The following is a 16,737-nucleotide window of genomic DNA, read 5'->3' on the forward strand; positions in this document are numbered from 1 at the left end:
GCTCGCCGACCGCTACCGCGCCGGAGTCGTCCTGGCCTCCCTAATCCTCTGGCTCCGCGAACCAGCCAGATGATCATTTGTCAGACACGCCTTAGGAGATCACCTCCCAGAGCGGCGCCGCACGTTCAGCCCCGAGTACAAGCTGCGGATCGTTGCCGAGTGCGAAGCCGAGCCCATCCGGGTCTCTTACGGCGTGCGACACCAATTTGGACAATGATCGTGACACTGGAAGTAGTAGGTGTCAAAGCCATCGAGCCGGACAAAGTACGTGTCGAGATACCCGGCGTTGCGGCCTTCCGAGGCCTGGGGTGGCGCCGTTCAGGGTCTCACTCTGGGCCCCATGGAAAGGACATGACAGCCTCCTGGCCGTCTGAGCGGTCACCGACCTGACGACAGACGTGCCCGAGAGCTCGCGTCCGCGAGCACTGGGCATCGAAGACAAGATCCAAAGTTCGATGACATCACTCGGCTGAGGACGCCGCCGACGCGTGTGCACGCGCGCCCTGGCCAGCACATCTCGTCACCGCGCCCCCGCCGGCTCGCCAGTCACATCCACAGCGCCGTCACTGTCCGCGATGCCGCGCAGTGACCTCGACACGCGCTCGATGGCTTTGACACCTACTACTTCCAGTGTCACGATCATTGTCCAAATTGGTGTCGCACGCCGTAAGAGGTCCGGATGGACTCGACGCGCCGCTGACCGACCAATCGCCCTGAGTGCCGGACCACGCGAAAGATGTCCCTGCCACTCCTGGCGACCACGAGGGCTGCTCCCATCTCCAGGGAGTCGATCAGGCCAGTGCAGCCGTACATTAGCGGCCCGGTCTTGTGTTGCTGCCCATAGCAGCGTCATTGTGGCGCTGGCTGCCAGGAGTCGTGCCGGGCATCTTTGCCGTTGGGCCGACTTACCTGGCCGACCTGAAATCACACCAATCCTGGCCGGGTGGAGTACGCGGGGCTGATAGTGTTCAGAGCTTCCATGCTGACCAGAAAGTACCGATTAACCGGCCAGGACGGACGCGCGTGGTCGAAGGCCGTCGCCTTCGACGCAGCACTCGACTCGCATTCGTCGGCGCAGCGATTTATATGACCGTTTATCTTTGTACGAAGCATCTTCAGTTGTGGAGAGCGCTGAACGCCACCTTGCCATGGGGGCCTCGTTTTAATACATTAAAGGAATTGCAAGGCCTCCCGTGTCCACGTCGCTCGATGGGGCCTCTTCTGCTAAATGAGTACTCCAAAAGTTTGCCCGGCGAACGACCTGCAAGCATCCAAGGTCCACCTGCGGTGTCGGGCCCGAATATAATAACAACCATACTATTTATCATGGTCGGCTGGCGAGACCGGAGGAAATTGATGATCAAACAGATCGCTGCTAGATGCCGAACTCGTCTGCTCCATAACTGCGAAGGCCGTCGTAGACATACGTTCCGAGACCTGGGGGCTTCGCACCGTGGGCACTCGGCAGACTGGGATGATTCTCCGCCTGCTTCAAGGACTGTGGTAAACCAAGATGCTGCAGGGCATTCTCCTGCTGGGAGCGCAAGTGATTTGCAAGGTCACAGCCAACGCGCTTTCTGGGAAGAACCGCTTGCCGCGATTCTGCTGCCGTGTGGTGCTGCGTGACAAACCAAAAAAATCTCTGCCATGTGTGCGGAGCGGATTCGGGGTGCGGGCCGTGCGAGTACTGTCTTCGCCGGCTGAAGACAACGCTGGACTCAGCACCGGGCATCTATGCGCAGCTGCACTGTGCTTTGACTGTTCCGGCTCGTTCAATGGTGCTAACCGTGCGGCGTCAGTCGAAGCGCCCCTCGTCCACAGCACCGCTACGCGAGTTGGTGCTTATGCGGGCGCACGAGCTGTCGTCCGCGGTCCAGACGTGGTCCGCCTTGGCTGTGCCGCAGACGCGCTCGCGACAGCCTGCCCGAGCCGGATGGCTGTTGCAGCGGGCTTGCGTAGCGCTGACCCGTGAGCTGCCTGAGGCCGCCGCTACGGCGAAACTGGGCGGCCATGCCGCCGCCGTTCTGGTGGCGACTGCGCGGGCCCGGCGGGTGCTTGGCAACGAGCCCGTCATCACCTCGTTGCCCGGGTGTTGCCCTGCCTGCGACCTGCGCGCCCTGACGTATCGCGAAGACGAGTATCTCGTGGAGTGCCGCTACTGCCGCGGTGCTTGGCCGGCACACCTGTTCCTGCTCGATAGCCGGCCGACTGTCTGATTCCACAAGGAGTAACAATGGCCTACCCCTCCGATCCACGGCAGCGACTGCTCACCGCGGTCGAAGCGGCCCAACTGCTCGGCGTGACGCCGAACTGCGTTCACCAGTGGGTGCACCGTGGGCATCTCAGGCCGCTGGCCCGGTTGAACCGCAGCCGGACGCTTCTCTTTCGGGAAGACCACGTGCTGCTCGCCGAACGCGCCCGACGGACACGCCATGCCGAGACTGCCGTCACCGCCCCCGGCTTCCTGACCCCTGGCCTTCACATCGGCCGCCTCCCGTCCGACAGGCGCCCCCAGCGGTTCACTCAAAGGTCCGGCACCGTTACGGCAACGTGCAAGAGCGTGCGCCGGACCGTTTCGTCGGCCGGCAACGTGAGCCTGAACAGACTTCGAGTCCGCGTCCACCCCCGCTTCGTGGGCCGCACGGTCACCCTCCAACTGGTCGGCCGGCAGATCCACGTGCACACGGACGGCCTCCCGTCACAACGCTTGACCTCCCCGCTCCCCCCGGAGCAGTGGGCCAAACTGCGAGCCGCACGGACGCCCTCACGCCCCACGAGCCATTCCACCGCCCTCCCCCCTCGGTCCAACTCGGATGGGCCCGCCTCGCTGACCGCTCCCTCCCTGACGAGCACCCGCCGTCTACCCGCCCAGGGTGCCTCGGCCGCCTCGGAATGTCCGCCACGGCCGCGCGAGGCCGCCGGACAGTGCAGGGTTTGTTCAAGACGGCCGTGACGGCGTGCCGTTACGACCGATAGTGCTTCGTGGACCTCGGCGTTGTCAGTGAGTCCCGGCGCGGGGCTGTGGCGATCGATGATCCCATGATGTGCCGACGGGAGGTGCCGAGCAGGGCCAGCATCACCAGGCTCGCCCATAGCGCACGCCTATCAGCGGGCCGATCCTTCAGACCAGTGTCTACTGCCGGCCGGGCCAGGAGGATCCAGCGCCCGGCCTCCGCGGTACTCCGACGCCCGGTGAAGCTGACAGGTCGTCGCGCCAATTCGGGGCTATGAGGTCATCTCATTTGGATAGCTGGACAGGCTTCGCGGGTGGTGATCGTGGAGCGTCTGGTGCCGGACGAGTCGTGGGCGCCATTCCGGTTGGTGGTACCAGCCACGCCTACACGTCCACAGAGTGGCGGTCAGCGTCGGTACGGGGATCGCGAGGTGCTTACGGCGATCGTTTTCGTGGCGACATCGGGGTGCACGTGGGCCAAGTTGCCACCGTGCTTCGGGCCGTCCGGCCTGACGGCTCACCAGCGCTTCACCGAGTGGAGCAAGGCCCGGGGCCGGGCGAAGCTCCACCAGGTCGTTCTGGACGGACTCGGCAGCCGCGGTGAGCTCGACTGATCCCGTTGCGCAGTCGACTCGGTCAACATGCGCGCCCTGAAGAGGGGGAATTGACGGGTCCGAATCCTGTCGATCGGGGCAAGTACGGCTCAAAGATCTACTTGCTCATGGAGCATACCGGTTTATCCCTGTCGCTCGCGATCCCGGGCGCCGCCGCCCACGAGAGCCAGGCACCGCCGCTTCATCCATTCCTACCTTCGACGACGTCAGATCATCGTCCACATCGCCCGCCGAGGCGTCGAGTCATCGAATCTCCTTGGCCGGCACCGCCGGGTGGTCGAATTGATGATATGTCCTTCGATGCCTCGCTCCGCAGCCTCGATGCAAGGGAATTTCCACACCGTCCGGCGAGCCATAGAAGGCAAGCTTGTAGTGCTGGGGCATGATTCCAGCGACCTCGGTGATTCGCACAATACGGTCATTGAATCCTGACAGGAGAGAAACGATCTTTAATTCGCCAATTATTGCCGCAACGAGTGATGAGGACGCAACGGAAATGTCCTACCTCCTGGCTCGGCTGCATGTAGTAGAGCAACGCGTGAGGCGTGCATTGTTCGAGCGCCTCCGGACCTCCCCGGAAGGCACCGGCAACCCATATCGAGGGCTTTATGTTACTGAGCAAACAATCATTCGATTGCTCGGCGCATCTCCCACCTTCGACCTGGATTCGCACCATGACGGAGAAGATGAGGAACCCATTGGCGACGGTCTGACGAATGAAATCAAGAGATCGCTGGCGACGGCAAATGCTATGGCAAACCGCATCGAGGCCAGCGGTGTCCACGTACGGATAAGAGGTCTGGCCAAGAACTGCAGGCTGTCAGCGCTGGATACCGAGCTGCTACTGATCGCCTTCGCACCTGAGATCGACCCCCGCTTCGGTCGGTTCTACGGTTACCTGCACGACGATATCAGCCGCCGCTGGGCCTCCGTCGGCCTCGCCCTGGAGTTGTGCGGGGCAACGCTCATGGGTGCCGAATTTCGCACACGCCTCAGTCCAGGATCACCTCTGCTGGACTACAAGCTGCTCACCATCGAGGACGACGACCAACCACTTCTAGCCCGCAGCCTCCGCCTGGAGGAAAGGGTCGTCGGCCATCTACTGGGCGACGACCGGCTCGACAATCGACTGCATGGCATCGCTCGATGTCTGACCTGCCCGAACTTGCCGGTGGGTACCCAGGCGAAGGCCGAGGCGGACCGGCTCGCTGCTCTCCTCATCCCCAGCACCATCGACGGCCGCCTCGTCTACCTGCGCGGGACGCCGGACAGTCCGGTGACTGAGGTTGCTGCCACAATCACGACTGCCGTAGCCCGCGACCGTGGCAACACAGGTGAGGTAGTGATTGTTGACCTCTCCAAGGTCCCTGCCCCAGTAGACATCCAGCTTGTGCTGGATAGCGCCGCCAGGGAAGCGCGCCTTCGTGGGACAGGTCTGGTCATCGGCCCGCTCGAACGCCTGCCGGTCGCGGCGGCAGAACGGGCGGAGGTGCTACGCGACCTGAACGACCTGGCAATGCCTGTCGTACTCACCGGCTCCAGTACCTGGGATGCACGCTGGTCCGATCCGATGCCGCTGGTGGCTGCGTTGGCCCCGAGTGGACAACACGATTATAGCCAATGGTGGAAGGCGGAACTGGGTGAGCCTCACGGCACACTCGCCGACTCGACAGCCCTGTCCCTCTACCGGCTGGCTCCTCATCAGATCCGCACCACCGTCACGGCTGCCAGTGCCCAAGCAGCTTTTGAACAAAACCCATTGATGGTCAACCAACTCTGCCGGACCGCCCGTCTGCACAACTCCGCAGATCTGGAGCGCCTTGCGTGCCGAATCGAGCCGTCCGCAACCTGGGACGACCTGGTACTGGCTGACCTGCCCAAGCAGCAACTGCACGAACTGGCTGACAGGATCCGTCACCGCGACACCGTACTGAGCGACTGGCGGCTGCGCCCGGCGCACGGCCGCGGCAGAAAGGTGGTGGCACTGTTCACCGGCGAGTCCGGCACCGGCAAGACACTGGCCGCCGAGGTGCTGGCATCCGGGACGGGCGTCGACCTGTATGTGGTGAATCTCGCCACCGTGGTGGACAAGTATATCGGCGAGACGGAGAAGAACCTTGAACGGATCTTCACCGCAGCCGCAGAAGTACGTGGAATGCTCTTTTTCGACGAAGCCGACGCGCTTTTTGGCACACGCTCACCGATTTCCGATGCGCACGATCGCTACGCGAACATCGAAGCCGCCTATCTGTTGCAGCGCCTGGAAACCTTCGATGGAATTGCGGTGCTGGCAACAAACCTTCGTGGCAATGTTGATCAAGCGTTCTTGCGCCGCCTGGACGGGATCATCCATTTTCCAAGCCCGGGGGTCGCCGAGCGATCCAAACTTTGGGATCTTTGCTTGGGCTCCGCTCCGCCGCGCGACCTTGATCTAGATCTTCAGCTAGTTGCCTCAGCCTTCGAGCTGACCGGAGGAAATATCCGGTCATGCGCACTCACCGCCGCATACCGGTCTGCTCGTACTGGGCACCCCATTACCACGTCCGACCTGTTCGCCGCGGTCGAAGCCGAGTACCGCAAGATGGGCCGCTTGGTTGATGAGAGCCAATTCGGAGAGCGGTGATTGTCAACGCCCTTTCGAAGTCGACTTGCGGCCGGATCCACAAAGTCCTCTCGGCGTTGGCGGGGAAGCTTCCACGCGCGTCTCTCGCAGCGCAATGGCTACCAGGCGGGTGATCAGCTGTCGGGTAGGCACTGCGACACCTGTCTGGACGACATCAAGGGTTCAAGTTTAGCAGCCCCGGATTTTCCCCAATCGAATTCGATGAAGGAGAGGTAGCCGCGCTCCGTCTCAGGCCAGCATGTTATACGATTTGCACTCTTGCCGACGGAAATTCAGGAGAGAATATGCGCATTCGATCCGGCACTCTCGCAGCCACCCTGACTGCTGCCGCCGTGCTGACCACAGCAGCACTTCCAGAGCAGTCGGTGGGGCAGCTATCGGTTCCCCCGATTCCACAGCCGTTGATGCGGCCATGGGGTCCCCTGATGCCATTTTCTGTTATGTCATCGAATTCCCCACCCTCGCTCGAGTCTATTTCTTCGGGAAATTCGGCATCGTCATCGCCCCTGGCGCGGCCGTCGGCAGCATCTGCGTCAACGGTTTGCATCCCGACAAATGGGTCGTGCGATATTCAAGTCAAACTTGATCCGAAGAACAAATCAGAAACTCACCATTTGACTCTCCATTTGGTCTGGTAAGAAGTTTTCCCACGAAGGGGTGATCATCCAGCGATCGTGGCATGCACCTTCGTGATCGATCGTCCTGCCATGACCAGACGGGCAGCGCCAGGCCCGCAAGACCAGATCCTGGCCACGGCCTCCTTGCCGACCCGGTGGAACGATACGTCCGCGAGCGCCTTCCGCTCTAGCATCGCCCGGGCCGGCGCGGCTTTCTGGAAATCTCGCATGGAACTGCAAGGCCACGATTCAACCTGTCCGTCCGGGTGAGGGAGATGTTCTCATCTTGGCGTTTTCGAGCCGGTGATCCCTACTTCAAATCCGCTGTCCAATGGATCAAGCGCTCACTCTGAAAGGAATCAGGTAGTCCACGGTGGATCGAATCACGGTAAGTGTTCATGCTGAGGACCCGCTCTTGGAAGCTGGCGTGGTGAGCTATCTCCGGGTACGGCCAGAGATCCAGCTACTTACGGCCGATGACGACACTGCCGGCGAAAGCGAACAGCCGGTTGTCAACCTTGTCGTGGCCGAGACTCTGAGTGAACCGATCCTGAAGACGCTGCGCCAGCTGCATTACTCGAGCTCTGGCTCTTCGACGACACTCCTCATCGGACACATCGAAGAAGCCGATCTGATGGTTGCCGCATCCTGTGGAGTCCGCGCACTACTCTACCGGGACGTTCTCACCTCCGAACATCTCGTGTCGACTATCGTCTCCGTGGCCAACGGGGAGGGTGCCGTTCCCGGTGATCTGCTGGGACGCCTACTTGGCCAGGTGGGACAGTTGCAGCAGCGGGTTCTCAACCAACATGGTCTGACCATCGGTGGCCTCACCAAAAGGGAGGCGGAGATCCTGGAGCTGGTGGCTCAGGGTTACGACACCGCAGCAATCGCCCGACGAATCGGCTTCTCAGAGCGGACCGTCAAAGCTCTTCTGCACGGTGTGGTCGTCCGGTACGGGTTGCACAACCGGACTCATGCCGTTGCCTACGCGATCCGCCAGGGCCTGATTTGAGAGCCGTGGATCTTAGTGGGCGTTTTGTTGATCTTGTTCTTATATAAGGCTTTCATTCATGCCTGCTTTCGCGGCACTACGCCCAATAAGAGCAGATTACTTTGTCATCGATTGCCGGCTGGGCTGTCCGCCTCATCCGCTTCTGCCGACCATCTGAGGCCCTTCATCAGATATGGCCTACCGGGGTAGGGCTGCCCGGCGGGCAGCAGTAGAGCGCTCCGGGTGCGGAGTCTTGACCGCACCGGTCGATCCGTCGCTGTAGCGAACGATGCACCGTTCCTCCGGAAGGGCCCCGCATCTGGAGCAGGGGAAGCCGAGCCAGCCGGCGCCGGGATCTGCCCATCCGGTGGCCAGAGCGTGCACCGCTGATGGCGGCAACGGCGTCTGGCCGAGTTGCCAGGGAGACTGCAGCGGCCGTGTGCTGGTTGCGCTTGGGTCACACACCTTGTGGACGGGCTTGCCCCGGGTACCGCGCACGTTGCTGAACAGGGTGGGCGACTCTGTGATGGGATAGCCGCACACCGCGCAGACAAACGGGTGGTGTCGGGTGCTTTGGCGCTGGACCGAGCGGGACTGCTGTGCGGGCACGACCTCTGCCATTTGGTCCGCTCGAGTCACGGTGACCGGCGCGGCGGGTGGAGTGTCGTACGAGCGGAGGTCGGGGGCGGCGGCGTGGGTCTGCCCCTTGCGGCCGCCTCTGCCGATACGTCGGACCATGACCAGCACCGTAGGGCACCGTTCCCCGATCGGAGGGGGAGGATGGACCGGCTGGGGCAGGGTTCGCCCGGACGAGTGGCAGGTCGTAAGTCCACCGTTGACGCCCGGGCTCCGCGCCCTGCGGCTCAAGGTCGATTCGGGCCCCACAGCGGCGCGTACTTCGGATGGTTTGCGCTTTGTGAAACTGGTCGCGCGGGGGCGGACCACCACGCGACTCCAGCCGCATCTACCCCAGCCACTTCGGGTCCCTCCCTATGGCGAGCCCTCACCGAACCCCGACTGGGAAGCTCCAAGACAGGGGACTGACGCAGTACCCTGGCGAACCACGACGGTCAGTCCGCCATGTCGTCCGGCGACGCTTCGGGGAACCGGAGTTCCAGCAGCTCATGCGGCGGAACGAAGCCCGCCCGCCAGTACAGCCGTGTACTGCACTCGGACGGCCACGTCACCAGCGTCTCGAACCCTGCGTCGCGGGCATAAGCCCGAAGCGCATCCAAAAGCTGATGCCCCAGCCCGTGACCTCTGTGGGCCGGCGTGACATAGATTTCGGTCACACACCCCCACATGGCCGGTCCTGGATAGGGAACTGGCGCTTTCTCAACCGGGTGCAGGAACACGTGCCCGCACACGCTACCGTCCACCTCTGCGACCCAGGCCAGAATGGACTCATTTTCCAGCCGCTCATGCAACCATGTGCGGCAGGCGTCCAGAAGCGCCGGCTCCGTCAAAGGCACAGGTGCGTCGCCGTGGTCTTCTCGTGTGAAGTCCCACCGCAGCTCTGTCAGCACCGGCGCATCGCAAGTGCCTGCGCGGCGGATTCTCGCGTCGATCATCCGCCAAGCATCTCACCTTCCCCGAGATAATCGACACCAAAGCTTCATGTGGCGTAGGACATCCTATGGAATGCCACTGACTGCTGCTCAAACTGGATCAGCTCGAGGTAACCGAGTGTGGAATTGTCGACGGCGGAGACCCTGAAGAGCAGCCAGCGGAATAACCTTCATTCTCGCCTGATGGAAGCTGGCCTGTCGCTGCAGCTCCCCAGCCCCACAACGTTGGCATGGCGCCCTGATACTGAACCTGAAAGCGTGATGTCGGAGCCGTTTGCCTGACAGCTGCTGTGCGGGTCCGGTAGCCCTGAGCTGTGAGATACGCGCAGGGCGGCGGGTTGACCGACGCCGAGAGGGCCGCGCGGGAGCGGATCCGGCTGCAGGCCGTGGAACGCTTCGAGGGCGGGGAGAAGAACCGGGAGATCGCCACCGCGTTACGGGTGAGCGAGCGGTCGGTGGAGCGATGGCGCCAGCAGTGGCGTGAGCGGGGTGAAGCCGGAGTGCTGTCGAAGGGCTCACCTGGGCGACCGAGGCTTAGCGAGAAGAAAATCGCCCGGCTGGAGCGCGAGTTGGATCGTGGTCCTCTCATCCATGACTGGGAGGACCAGCGCTGGACGCTCGCCCGGGTGAAGAAGCTGATCGGCCGGCTGTTCCACGTCGGCTACACCGTCGAGGGGACCTGGGCACTGCTCAAGCGCCACGACTGGTCCTGGCAGCAGCCGACCCGCCGGGCCATCGAACGGGACGACCAGGCGGTCGAGTTGTGGAAGAAGGAGGTCTGGCCCCGGGTAAAAGCGCCGCGGCGGCTCGGGGAGCCTGGCTGGTCTTCGAGGACGAAGCCGGGCAGACCATGAGACCGCCGCGCGCCAGGACCTGGGGACGCATCGGGTGCACGCCGGTGGTCCGCGTCCGCGGCCGGGGTTCCGGACGGGTCTCGATAGCCGGGATGGCCTGCTACAAGGCAGGCCAGCGATCCCGCATGATCTACGGCTTCCGCGTCCACCGCGGCCGCAAGGGCGAGCCCAAGGCGTTCACCTGGCAGGACTACCGCGACCTGATCCTGCGCGCCCGCGTCCAACTCGGCGGCCCGATCGTGCTCGTCTGGGACAACCTGTCCACGCACTTGATGCCGCCGATGAAGGAGTTCATCGCCGCCAACGAGGACTGGCTGACCGTCTTCCAGTTGCCCTCCTACACACCCGATCTCAACCCGCAGGAGGGCATCTGGGCCCTGGTCAAACGCGGCATCGGCAACCTCGCGGTCGCCAACGTCGACCACCTGGCCAAAGCCGTCCGGACCCGCCTCAAGAAGGTCCAGTACCGCCCACACCTGATCGACGGCTGCCTCACCCAGGTCGGCCTGAACATAAACGACTGACCCCAGCCGACATCGACATCACGAATTCAAGTTCAGTAGCACGCCACCAACTGAGCTGGACAACTGCATCGGTAATCACGTTTCGTGGGTCGACGATATCCGAGCGCCAGAGCGTTTATTGGTCACCCAAGGTACAGCGATCGGGAAATCGTCGGCCGGGAGGGCGCCTGGGAGTGAGCTCTTCTCATCCGTGGCTGGGAGAAGCAGCGCCATCCGGGTGTAGACGGTGACCGGTCGGCTGATCCATCTCGGCTGCACCGCCGACGCTCGTGAATGTGCAGACGTAAGAGGACATTTCATTTAGGTGGCTGAGTAGGCTGCAGGTGACGACCGTGGAGCGCCTTGTCCCGGACGAGTTGCGGGAGCTGTTCCAGTTGGTGATGCCGGAGGCGCCGACTTGGCCGCAGGGCGGTGGTCGGATGCTGTTGGGGCATGGAACGTATGCCGTACTCAACGGACTTGTCCGACGGGCAGTGGGCCTTGATCGAGCCGCTGGTCACCGCCTGGAAGCGGGAGCGGGTGTCGCGCTCGGCGACCGGGCACCCGGGTTCCTGCGACCTGCGCGAGGTCGTGAACGCGCTGCTGTACCAGAACCGGACGGGCTGCCAGTGGCGGCTCCTGCCGCACGACTTCCCGGCCTGGTCGGCGGTGTTCTACTACTTCACCTTGTGGCGCCAGGACGGTCTTGACCAGCGGATCCAGGAGATCCTGCGCTGCCAGGTGCGGGAGCGGGCCAGACGATTAGAGGACCCGTCCCTGGTGATCATCGACACCCAGTCCGTCCGCGTGGCGGCCGGGGTGCCGAAGGAGACGACGGGACTCGACGCGAACAAGAAGACACCCGGCAGGAAGCGGGGCCTGGCCGTCGACGTGCTGGGCCTGATCATCGGCGTGGTGGTCCTCGCCGCGAGCGCGCACGACAACGAGGCCGGCATCGCCCTGCTGGACCAGGCAGCCGAACGATGCGGGATGCGGCTGGAGAAGGTCTTGGTCGACCAGGGCTTCAAGGACGCCGTGATCATCCATGGGGCGGTGAACGACATCACCGTCGAGGTGGTCCGCCGCAACCCCGGCGCCCAGGGCAAGGGTCTCGTCCCACAACCGAAGCGGTGGGTGGTCGAGCAGGTGCGCCGTGAGGCGCTTGTTGATCGTGTGGAGGTGAGAGACCTGCACCAACCCGCTGTCGCAGCAGTGGGGTTGAAGCTGAGGGCAGCCTGACCCGGGAGGTGCCGGGGAGGGCGGGAAGCAGCCCTGACAAAGCCGGGGCGGGGCCAGTACTGCCAGATGGCTGTGTGCCCGGCGAGCGAGACGGAGAGGTGTACGCGAGAAACCGGTGTGTGAAGCCTCGTAACGAATCCCACCAGCTCGAACCTGGCGGATCTGGGCTGGGAGCGGTGCACGCTCGCCTCGTTCTTCGGCGGGCGACTTGTGTGGTGGTCTTGTTCGCTGCCGCGCAAGGCCACGGTGAAAGTCTGCGGCGTAACCGTGGCGATGCCGCCGGGGTATAGCCGGGCGCCTACTCCGACAAGCGATCACAAGTGAACACGGGAACCGTCCCGGTCCCGTCACGGGCCGCGCATCCGGCGCGGAGATCCGGGCTGGGCCCATCGTCGGCCGAACGGGCCGGGGCGGGGCGGAGCCGCCGTAGTAGTCCGAGCGCGGGAAAGCCGCGCACATGGCGAAGGGCGGCAGCGGGTTACGAGTAGAAGGGGACTGCAATGCTCGAAGACGCCGGGGTGGAGACCCCGGCCGTGCAGCACGACGCGCCACCGGTGCCTCCGCTGCGGGTACGGGAGATGCAGACCAAACTGCACCGCTGGGCGGCGGCCGATCCCGGCTGCCGCTTCGATGATCTGTACCACCTGGAATGCGACCGCAGGTTCCTCGCGATGGCGTGGGACCGGGTCGCCGGCAACACCGGTGCCCGAACAGCCGGCGTGGACCGGGCCACGGTCCGCTCCATCGCCGAGCAGGTCGGCGTGGAGGTGTTCCTGAACCAACTGCGCGAGCAGTTACGGCAGCAGACGTTCCGTCCGCTGCCGGTGCGCGAGCGGATGATTCCCAAGCACGGCGGGAAGCTGAGGAGTCTCGGCATCCCGACCGTTGCCGACCGCGTGGTCCAGGCAGCACTGAAACTGGTGCTGGAGCCCATCTTCGAGGCCGACTTCGAGTCCGTCTCGTACGGCCTGGGGCTGCTGCGGGCCGAACACGACGAGACTGCCGCACGAGCCGACGGGCTGCGCGTACAGATCGAGCAACTCACCAGGGCCCTGGCCGAGGTCGAGGCCCGTCTCGCCGAACTCGTCACCGCCAGCAAGGTCATCGACGGGCTCGCCCTTGCCGAATCCACACACGCCATCGAGGGACCAGCCACCGTCTACCAGCGCATCGTGACCGCCTTCAACGATCATCCCGGACGGGTATTCCAGGTCCGTGACCTGCACGAACTCCTCGGGCTGCCCACCGACGAGCCCTCGATCAACGTCACCCGCTCCCGCCTGAGACGACTCGTTCGCCAGGGACTCCTCGACCAACCGGGACGCGGCCGCTACCAGAAACGGACTTAAGTAGGGTCGGGGACTGGCGCGGTGGCTGTCGCTCCGTTTCCAGTCCCCGCCGCTTCAAACCGTGCATGCAGTTCTCCCGCACACGGCTTTCCGACATCGTTCACCGGCTGGCATGCACCGTCGCCCCGCGTACGTTCCGGTCAGGCGGTAGACCCCGAGTCGAGTGATCCACCCATAGGTGTAACGGGTGGTCCAGTTCCGGCCCGCGAGCCGGTGTTTACGGCTGGCGAAGATCGCCAGCCGCTCGTGGACGTAGCCGTCAATCGCGTTGAACTTCCGCCCGGAGTTCCCGTTGCGGAAATACGCAGCCCAACCCCGAAGGACGGGAATGAGGTCGGCCACCACGGCGGACACCGGCCGTTCGGTCCGGGATCTGGAGGTCGCCGCGCGGACCTTGTCCCGCAGCACCCCCAACGCCCGCGCCGAGGGCCAGCGTTGCAGGTAGAACCTGCCCCGCCACTTCCACGACTCCACCTTCCGGTGATAGAATCCGAGGAAATCGAAACCCTGCCCGCCCCTGGTGAGGCAGACGATGCCGGACTTCTCCGGATGCAACCGCATCCCGAGCCCGCCCAGCACCTCCGCCGCCAGCTCACGCGCCTGCTCGGCACGCTGCCTGGTCGGCGACAGGACCACGAAGTCGTCGCAGTAGCGCACCAACGTCCCCAGCCGCCGGCCACGCCTCATCGAGGACATGCAGGGCCACGTTGGCCAGCAGCGGAGAAATCGGTGAGCCCTGCGGGGTTCCCGCCCCGGTCGGAGAGGTCACCCCGCCCTCCAGCACTCCCATCCGCAGCCACGCCCGGATCAGCTTCAGCATCGACCGGTCCACCACCCGCCGGGCCACCTGGACCATCAGCGCGTCGTGGTCGATCGTCCCGAAGCAGTCCCGGATGTCGGCCTCGAACACCCAATCCTGCCGCTGGTTCGCGGCGACGCGAACGGCCTCGCACGCGTCGATCGCGGACCTCTTGGGCCGGAAACCGAAGCTCGCCTCGGTGAACTGGGCCTCTGAGCTGCCCCGGCTTTCGTGGAGTCCGCGTTCGTGTGATCAAGCGACTTGCGGGTGTTGCTCCGGGCTCGTCCAGTACGCCTGCTCGTACTCGTCGGGCGGCATGTAGTCGAGGGCCGAGTGGAGGCGCTCGCTGTTGTACCACGCGATCCACTGGAAGACGGCCTGCTCGACCTCGTCGAAGTCCCGCCACGGCCCCTGATGCTCGATCAGTTCGGCCTTGAACGTGCCGTTCAGGGCCTCGGCCATCGCGTTGTCGTACGAGTCCGCGACCGAGCCGACGGATGACGAGGCGCCGACCTCGACCAATCGCTCCGTGTAGCGAATGGATACGTATTGCGACCCGCGGTCGCTGTGGTGAATGAGGCCGGCATCCTTCTTGATCTTCTGTCGCCACAGTGCCATCTCCAGCGCGTCCAGCGGCAGGTCGGTGCGCATGTGGGTGGCGGCCTGCCAGCCCACGATCCGGCGGGAGTACGCGTCCAGGACGAACGCCACGTAGACCCAGCCCGACCAGGTGCGGATGTAGGTCAGGTCGGCCAGCCACAGCTGGTTGGGCCGCTCGGCGGTGAACCGGCGGTTGACCAGGTCCGGCGGACGTGGCGCTGCGGGCTCCGGCGCGGTGGTGCGGCGCCGCTGTCCGCGGCTGACGCCTTCGATGCCGCGCTCGCGCATCAGGCGCTCGACGGTGCACCGCGCGACCTGGTGGCCGGCGCGGGCGAGTGCGCGGGTGACGCGGCGGGCCCCGTAGGTGCGGCCGGAGTCCTCCCACACGGCTGTGACCAGCGGAATCAGTTCCTCGTCGCGGAGCCGGCGGGCCGACTTCGGCCGCTGCTTGCGCGCGAAGTACGTCGAGGGCGACAGCTCCAGTACCCGGCATACGGGATCGACCCCGAAGCCGTCGCGCAGGTGGTCGATCACCTGCTCGGCCTCGTCCGGGGACGGTCGATCTCCTGGGCAAAAAACACGCTGGCGGCCTTGAGGATCTCGTTGGCCCGCCTCAACTCGGCATTCTCCTTGCGGAGTTCTTTCAGCTCTTCCTGCTCTGCGGTCGTGAGCCGATCGTCGCGTTCTCCGGCGTCGGCCTCGGCCTGACGCACCCAGGACCGCAGGGCTTCCTTGTGGATGCCCAGGTCACGGGCCACGTGGGCGACGGGCCGGCCCGTCGAGCGGACCTCGCGCACGGCGCGCTCACGAAGTTCATCGGGATACTTGCGGGGTGCTGGCACTCTCGTGGTTCTCCTTACGCCTGGATCGTAACAAACCCAGACATCAGGGACTCCATGAAAGCCAGAGCAGCTCAATGGGTGGATCACTCGACTCGGGGTCTACCGCCTGACCGGAACGTACGCGGGGCGACGGTGCATGCCAGCCGGTGAACGATGTCGGAAAGCCGTGTGCGGGAGAACTGCATGCACGGTTTGAAGCGGCGGGGACTGGAAACGGAGCGACAGCCACCGCGCCAGTCCCCGACCCTACTCAGTGAAGGTGTGGGGCGCTGGTCGGGCTGTTGCCCCTGAGGGAATTCGTGTCGCCTGAATGGGGTCTCGGCTTCGGCTGGTCCCGGGCGAAGCCATTGACGAGGGTGACGTAGGGGGATCCTTACCTTTCAAGGAGAAGATCATGCCGTTGTATACGGTTCCCGACGTGTACGTGGAGCAGATTGCCTGCGGTGTGCACGTCATCGCTGCGGCTGCCACGTCGATCGCTGTCCTCACTGGCACCACTGATGCTGCCCTGGTTCGAGAAAAGTCCATCAGCTCATGCGCCGGCTAAGGCCCGTTGCCACCCTCATCGGATCCCGATCCCTATTCCGTTACAGGCTGCGCCGGTTGACTTTTCGGAAAGGAGACATACTTGATCGAGTAGCGTCCTGGGCCTACAGTGACGATAAGGAGATAAAACAGAACGTGGAGAAGAAATGGGAGGTATAAGGAGGTGGACAGGAGGCTGGTACTTCCTCATGGATAGGAATAATGATAGTGCGGGCGTGATGGTATTAGATTGGCAGTCTCGCGTGCCCTGGGTTTCTGCGCAGGGCGGCCATGACCGCGGCACTGGGCACGGACCAGGTCGCCGACGCGTATAACGTCGCCAACACACTGCCGAACACGGTTTCCTTCCTCTTTTTCGGCAGTGTGTTGAACGCCGCGTTCGTTCCGGAGCTGGTGCGGATTCGGCAGGCCGATCAGGTTGACGGGATCGCCGACGTGGAACGGCTCCTGGCGGCCTGTCTGATTGCGATGGCTGCTCTGTCGGTGGCAGCCGTCTTCGCGGCCCCGCGGTTGGTCGACGCCCCCGGATGTCGGGCGCGTGCTAGTACTGCAACGGTGCTTACTGTGGCGAGGCTTCAGCTCTTGGGCTGTGGCCTCGTCGTTTGTAGTGGCTGGTCCGGGCCTGGTGTTGGCGTC

11 protein-coding genes and 2 pseudogenes are annotated in these 16,737 nt (G+C 64.2%); 8 read left to right on the forward strand and 5 right to left on the reverse strand.

Features of this window, described 5'->3' with window-relative positions:
- Window positions 1-2,233: 2,233 nt before the first annotated feature.
- The 4 genes and pseudogenes from ACWGKU_RS35815 (at window position 2,234) to ACWGKU_RS35830 (ending at window position 7,822) form a co-directional block, all read left to right on the forward strand.
- A complete protein-coding gene (locus ACWGKU_RS35815) occupies window positions 2,234-2,953 on the forward strand; it encodes a helix-turn-helix domain-containing protein (protein WP_421813757.1) in 720 nt (239 codons plus the stop codon).
- Between the two features lie 314 nt (window positions 2,954-3,267).
- Window positions 3,268-3,849, forward strand: a pseudogene (locus tag ACWGKU_RS35820) (transposase); the annotation flags it as partial.
- A gap of 214 nt (window positions 3,850-4,063) precedes the next feature.
- Window positions 4,064-6,190 carry an ATP-binding protein gene (locus ACWGKU_RS35825; protein WP_452180602.1) on the forward strand — a complete coding sequence of 709 codons (2,127 nt, stop codon included), beginning with the start codon at window positions 4,064-4,066 and terminating at the stop codon, window positions 6,188-6,190.
- A 1,032-nt stretch (window positions 6,191-7,222) separates the two neighbouring features.
- Complete coding sequence (locus ACWGKU_RS35830) at window positions 7,223-7,822, forward strand: response regulator transcription factor (protein WP_401051623.1); 600 nt, start codon at window positions 7,223-7,225, stop codon at window positions 7,820-7,822.
- Window positions 7,823-7,999: 177 nt separating this feature from the next.
- Here ACWGKU_RS35830 and ACWGKU_RS35835 read toward each other — a convergent pair whose 3' ends face one another.
- Together ACWGKU_RS35835 and ACWGKU_RS35840 are read right to left on the reverse strand one after the other, a co-directional pair.
- Window positions 8,000-8,539, reverse strand: a complete 540-nt coding sequence (locus tag ACWGKU_RS35835) for a zinc finger domain-containing protein (protein ID WP_421813771.1) — start codon at window positions 8,537-8,539, stop codon at window positions 8,000-8,002.
- 332 nt (window positions 8,540-8,871) lie between these two features.
- A complete protein-coding gene (locus ACWGKU_RS35840; RefSeq protein WP_331768742.1) occupies window positions 8,872-9,372 on the reverse strand; it encodes a GNAT family N-acetyltransferase in 501 nt (166 codons plus the stop codon).
- A 311-nt stretch (window positions 9,373-9,683) separates the two neighbouring features.
- Here ACWGKU_RS35840 and ACWGKU_RS35845 point away from each other — a divergent pair.
- The 3 genes and pseudogenes from ACWGKU_RS35845 to ACWGKU_RS35855 all read left to right on the forward strand — a co-directional run bounded on the left by ACWGKU_RS35845 (window position 9,684) and on the right by ACWGKU_RS35855 (window position 13,314).
- A protein-coding gene (locus tag ACWGKU_RS35845; protein WP_421813758.1) for an IS630 family transposase occupies window positions 9,684-10,747 on the forward strand; the annotation gives its coding sequence in 2 pieces (ribosomal slippage) (window positions 9,684-10,131 and window positions 10,131-10,747; 1,065 coding nt in all).
- 432 nt (window positions 10,748-11,179) lie between these two features.
- Window positions 11,180-11,938, forward strand: a pseudogene (locus ACWGKU_RS35850) (IS5 family transposase); the annotation flags it as partial.
- A 527-nt stretch (window positions 11,939-12,465) separates the two neighbouring features.
- Window positions 12,466-13,314 carry a hypothetical protein gene (locus tag ACWGKU_RS35855; RefSeq protein WP_401049710.1) on the forward strand — a complete coding sequence of 283 codons (849 nt, stop codon included), beginning with the start codon at window positions 12,466-12,468 and terminating at the stop codon, window positions 13,312-13,314.
- Between the two features lie 54 nt (window positions 13,315-13,368).
- Here ACWGKU_RS35855 and ACWGKU_RS35860 read toward each other — a convergent pair whose 3' ends face one another.
- From ACWGKU_RS35860 to ACWGKU_RS35870, 3 genes are all read right to left on the reverse strand, one after another.
- Window positions 13,369-13,971, reverse strand: coding sequence for a group II intron maturase-specific domain-containing protein (locus tag ACWGKU_RS35860; protein ID WP_331768745.1), 603 nt, complete (start codon window positions 13,969-13,971; stop codon window positions 13,369-13,371).
- On the reverse strand, window positions 13,907-14,275 hold the full coding sequence (locus tag ACWGKU_RS35865) for a reverse transcriptase domain-containing protein (RefSeq protein WP_331768883.1): 369 nt from the start codon (window positions 14,273-14,275) through the stop codon (window positions 13,907-13,909). Before ACWGKU_RS35865 ends, ACWGKU_RS35860 begins: the two co-directional genes overlap by 65 nt.
- A 90-nt stretch (window positions 14,276-14,365) precedes the next feature.
- A protein-coding gene (locus tag ACWGKU_RS35870) for an IS3 family transposase (protein WP_331768746.1) occupies window positions 14,366-15,555 on the reverse strand; the annotation gives its coding sequence in 2 pieces (ribosomal slippage) (window positions 14,366-15,291 and window positions 15,291-15,555; 1,191 coding nt in all).
- Window positions 15,556-16,371: 816 nt separating this feature from the next.
- Between ACWGKU_RS35870 and ACWGKU_RS35875 the strand changes: the two genes are divergently transcribed.
- A partial coding sequence (locus tag ACWGKU_RS35875; RefSeq protein WP_452180601.1) for a lipid II flippase MurJ occupies window positions 16,372-16,737 on the forward strand: 366 nt, incomplete at its 3' end.

Source organism: Kitasatospora sp. NPDC054768, from assembly GCF_053612025.1.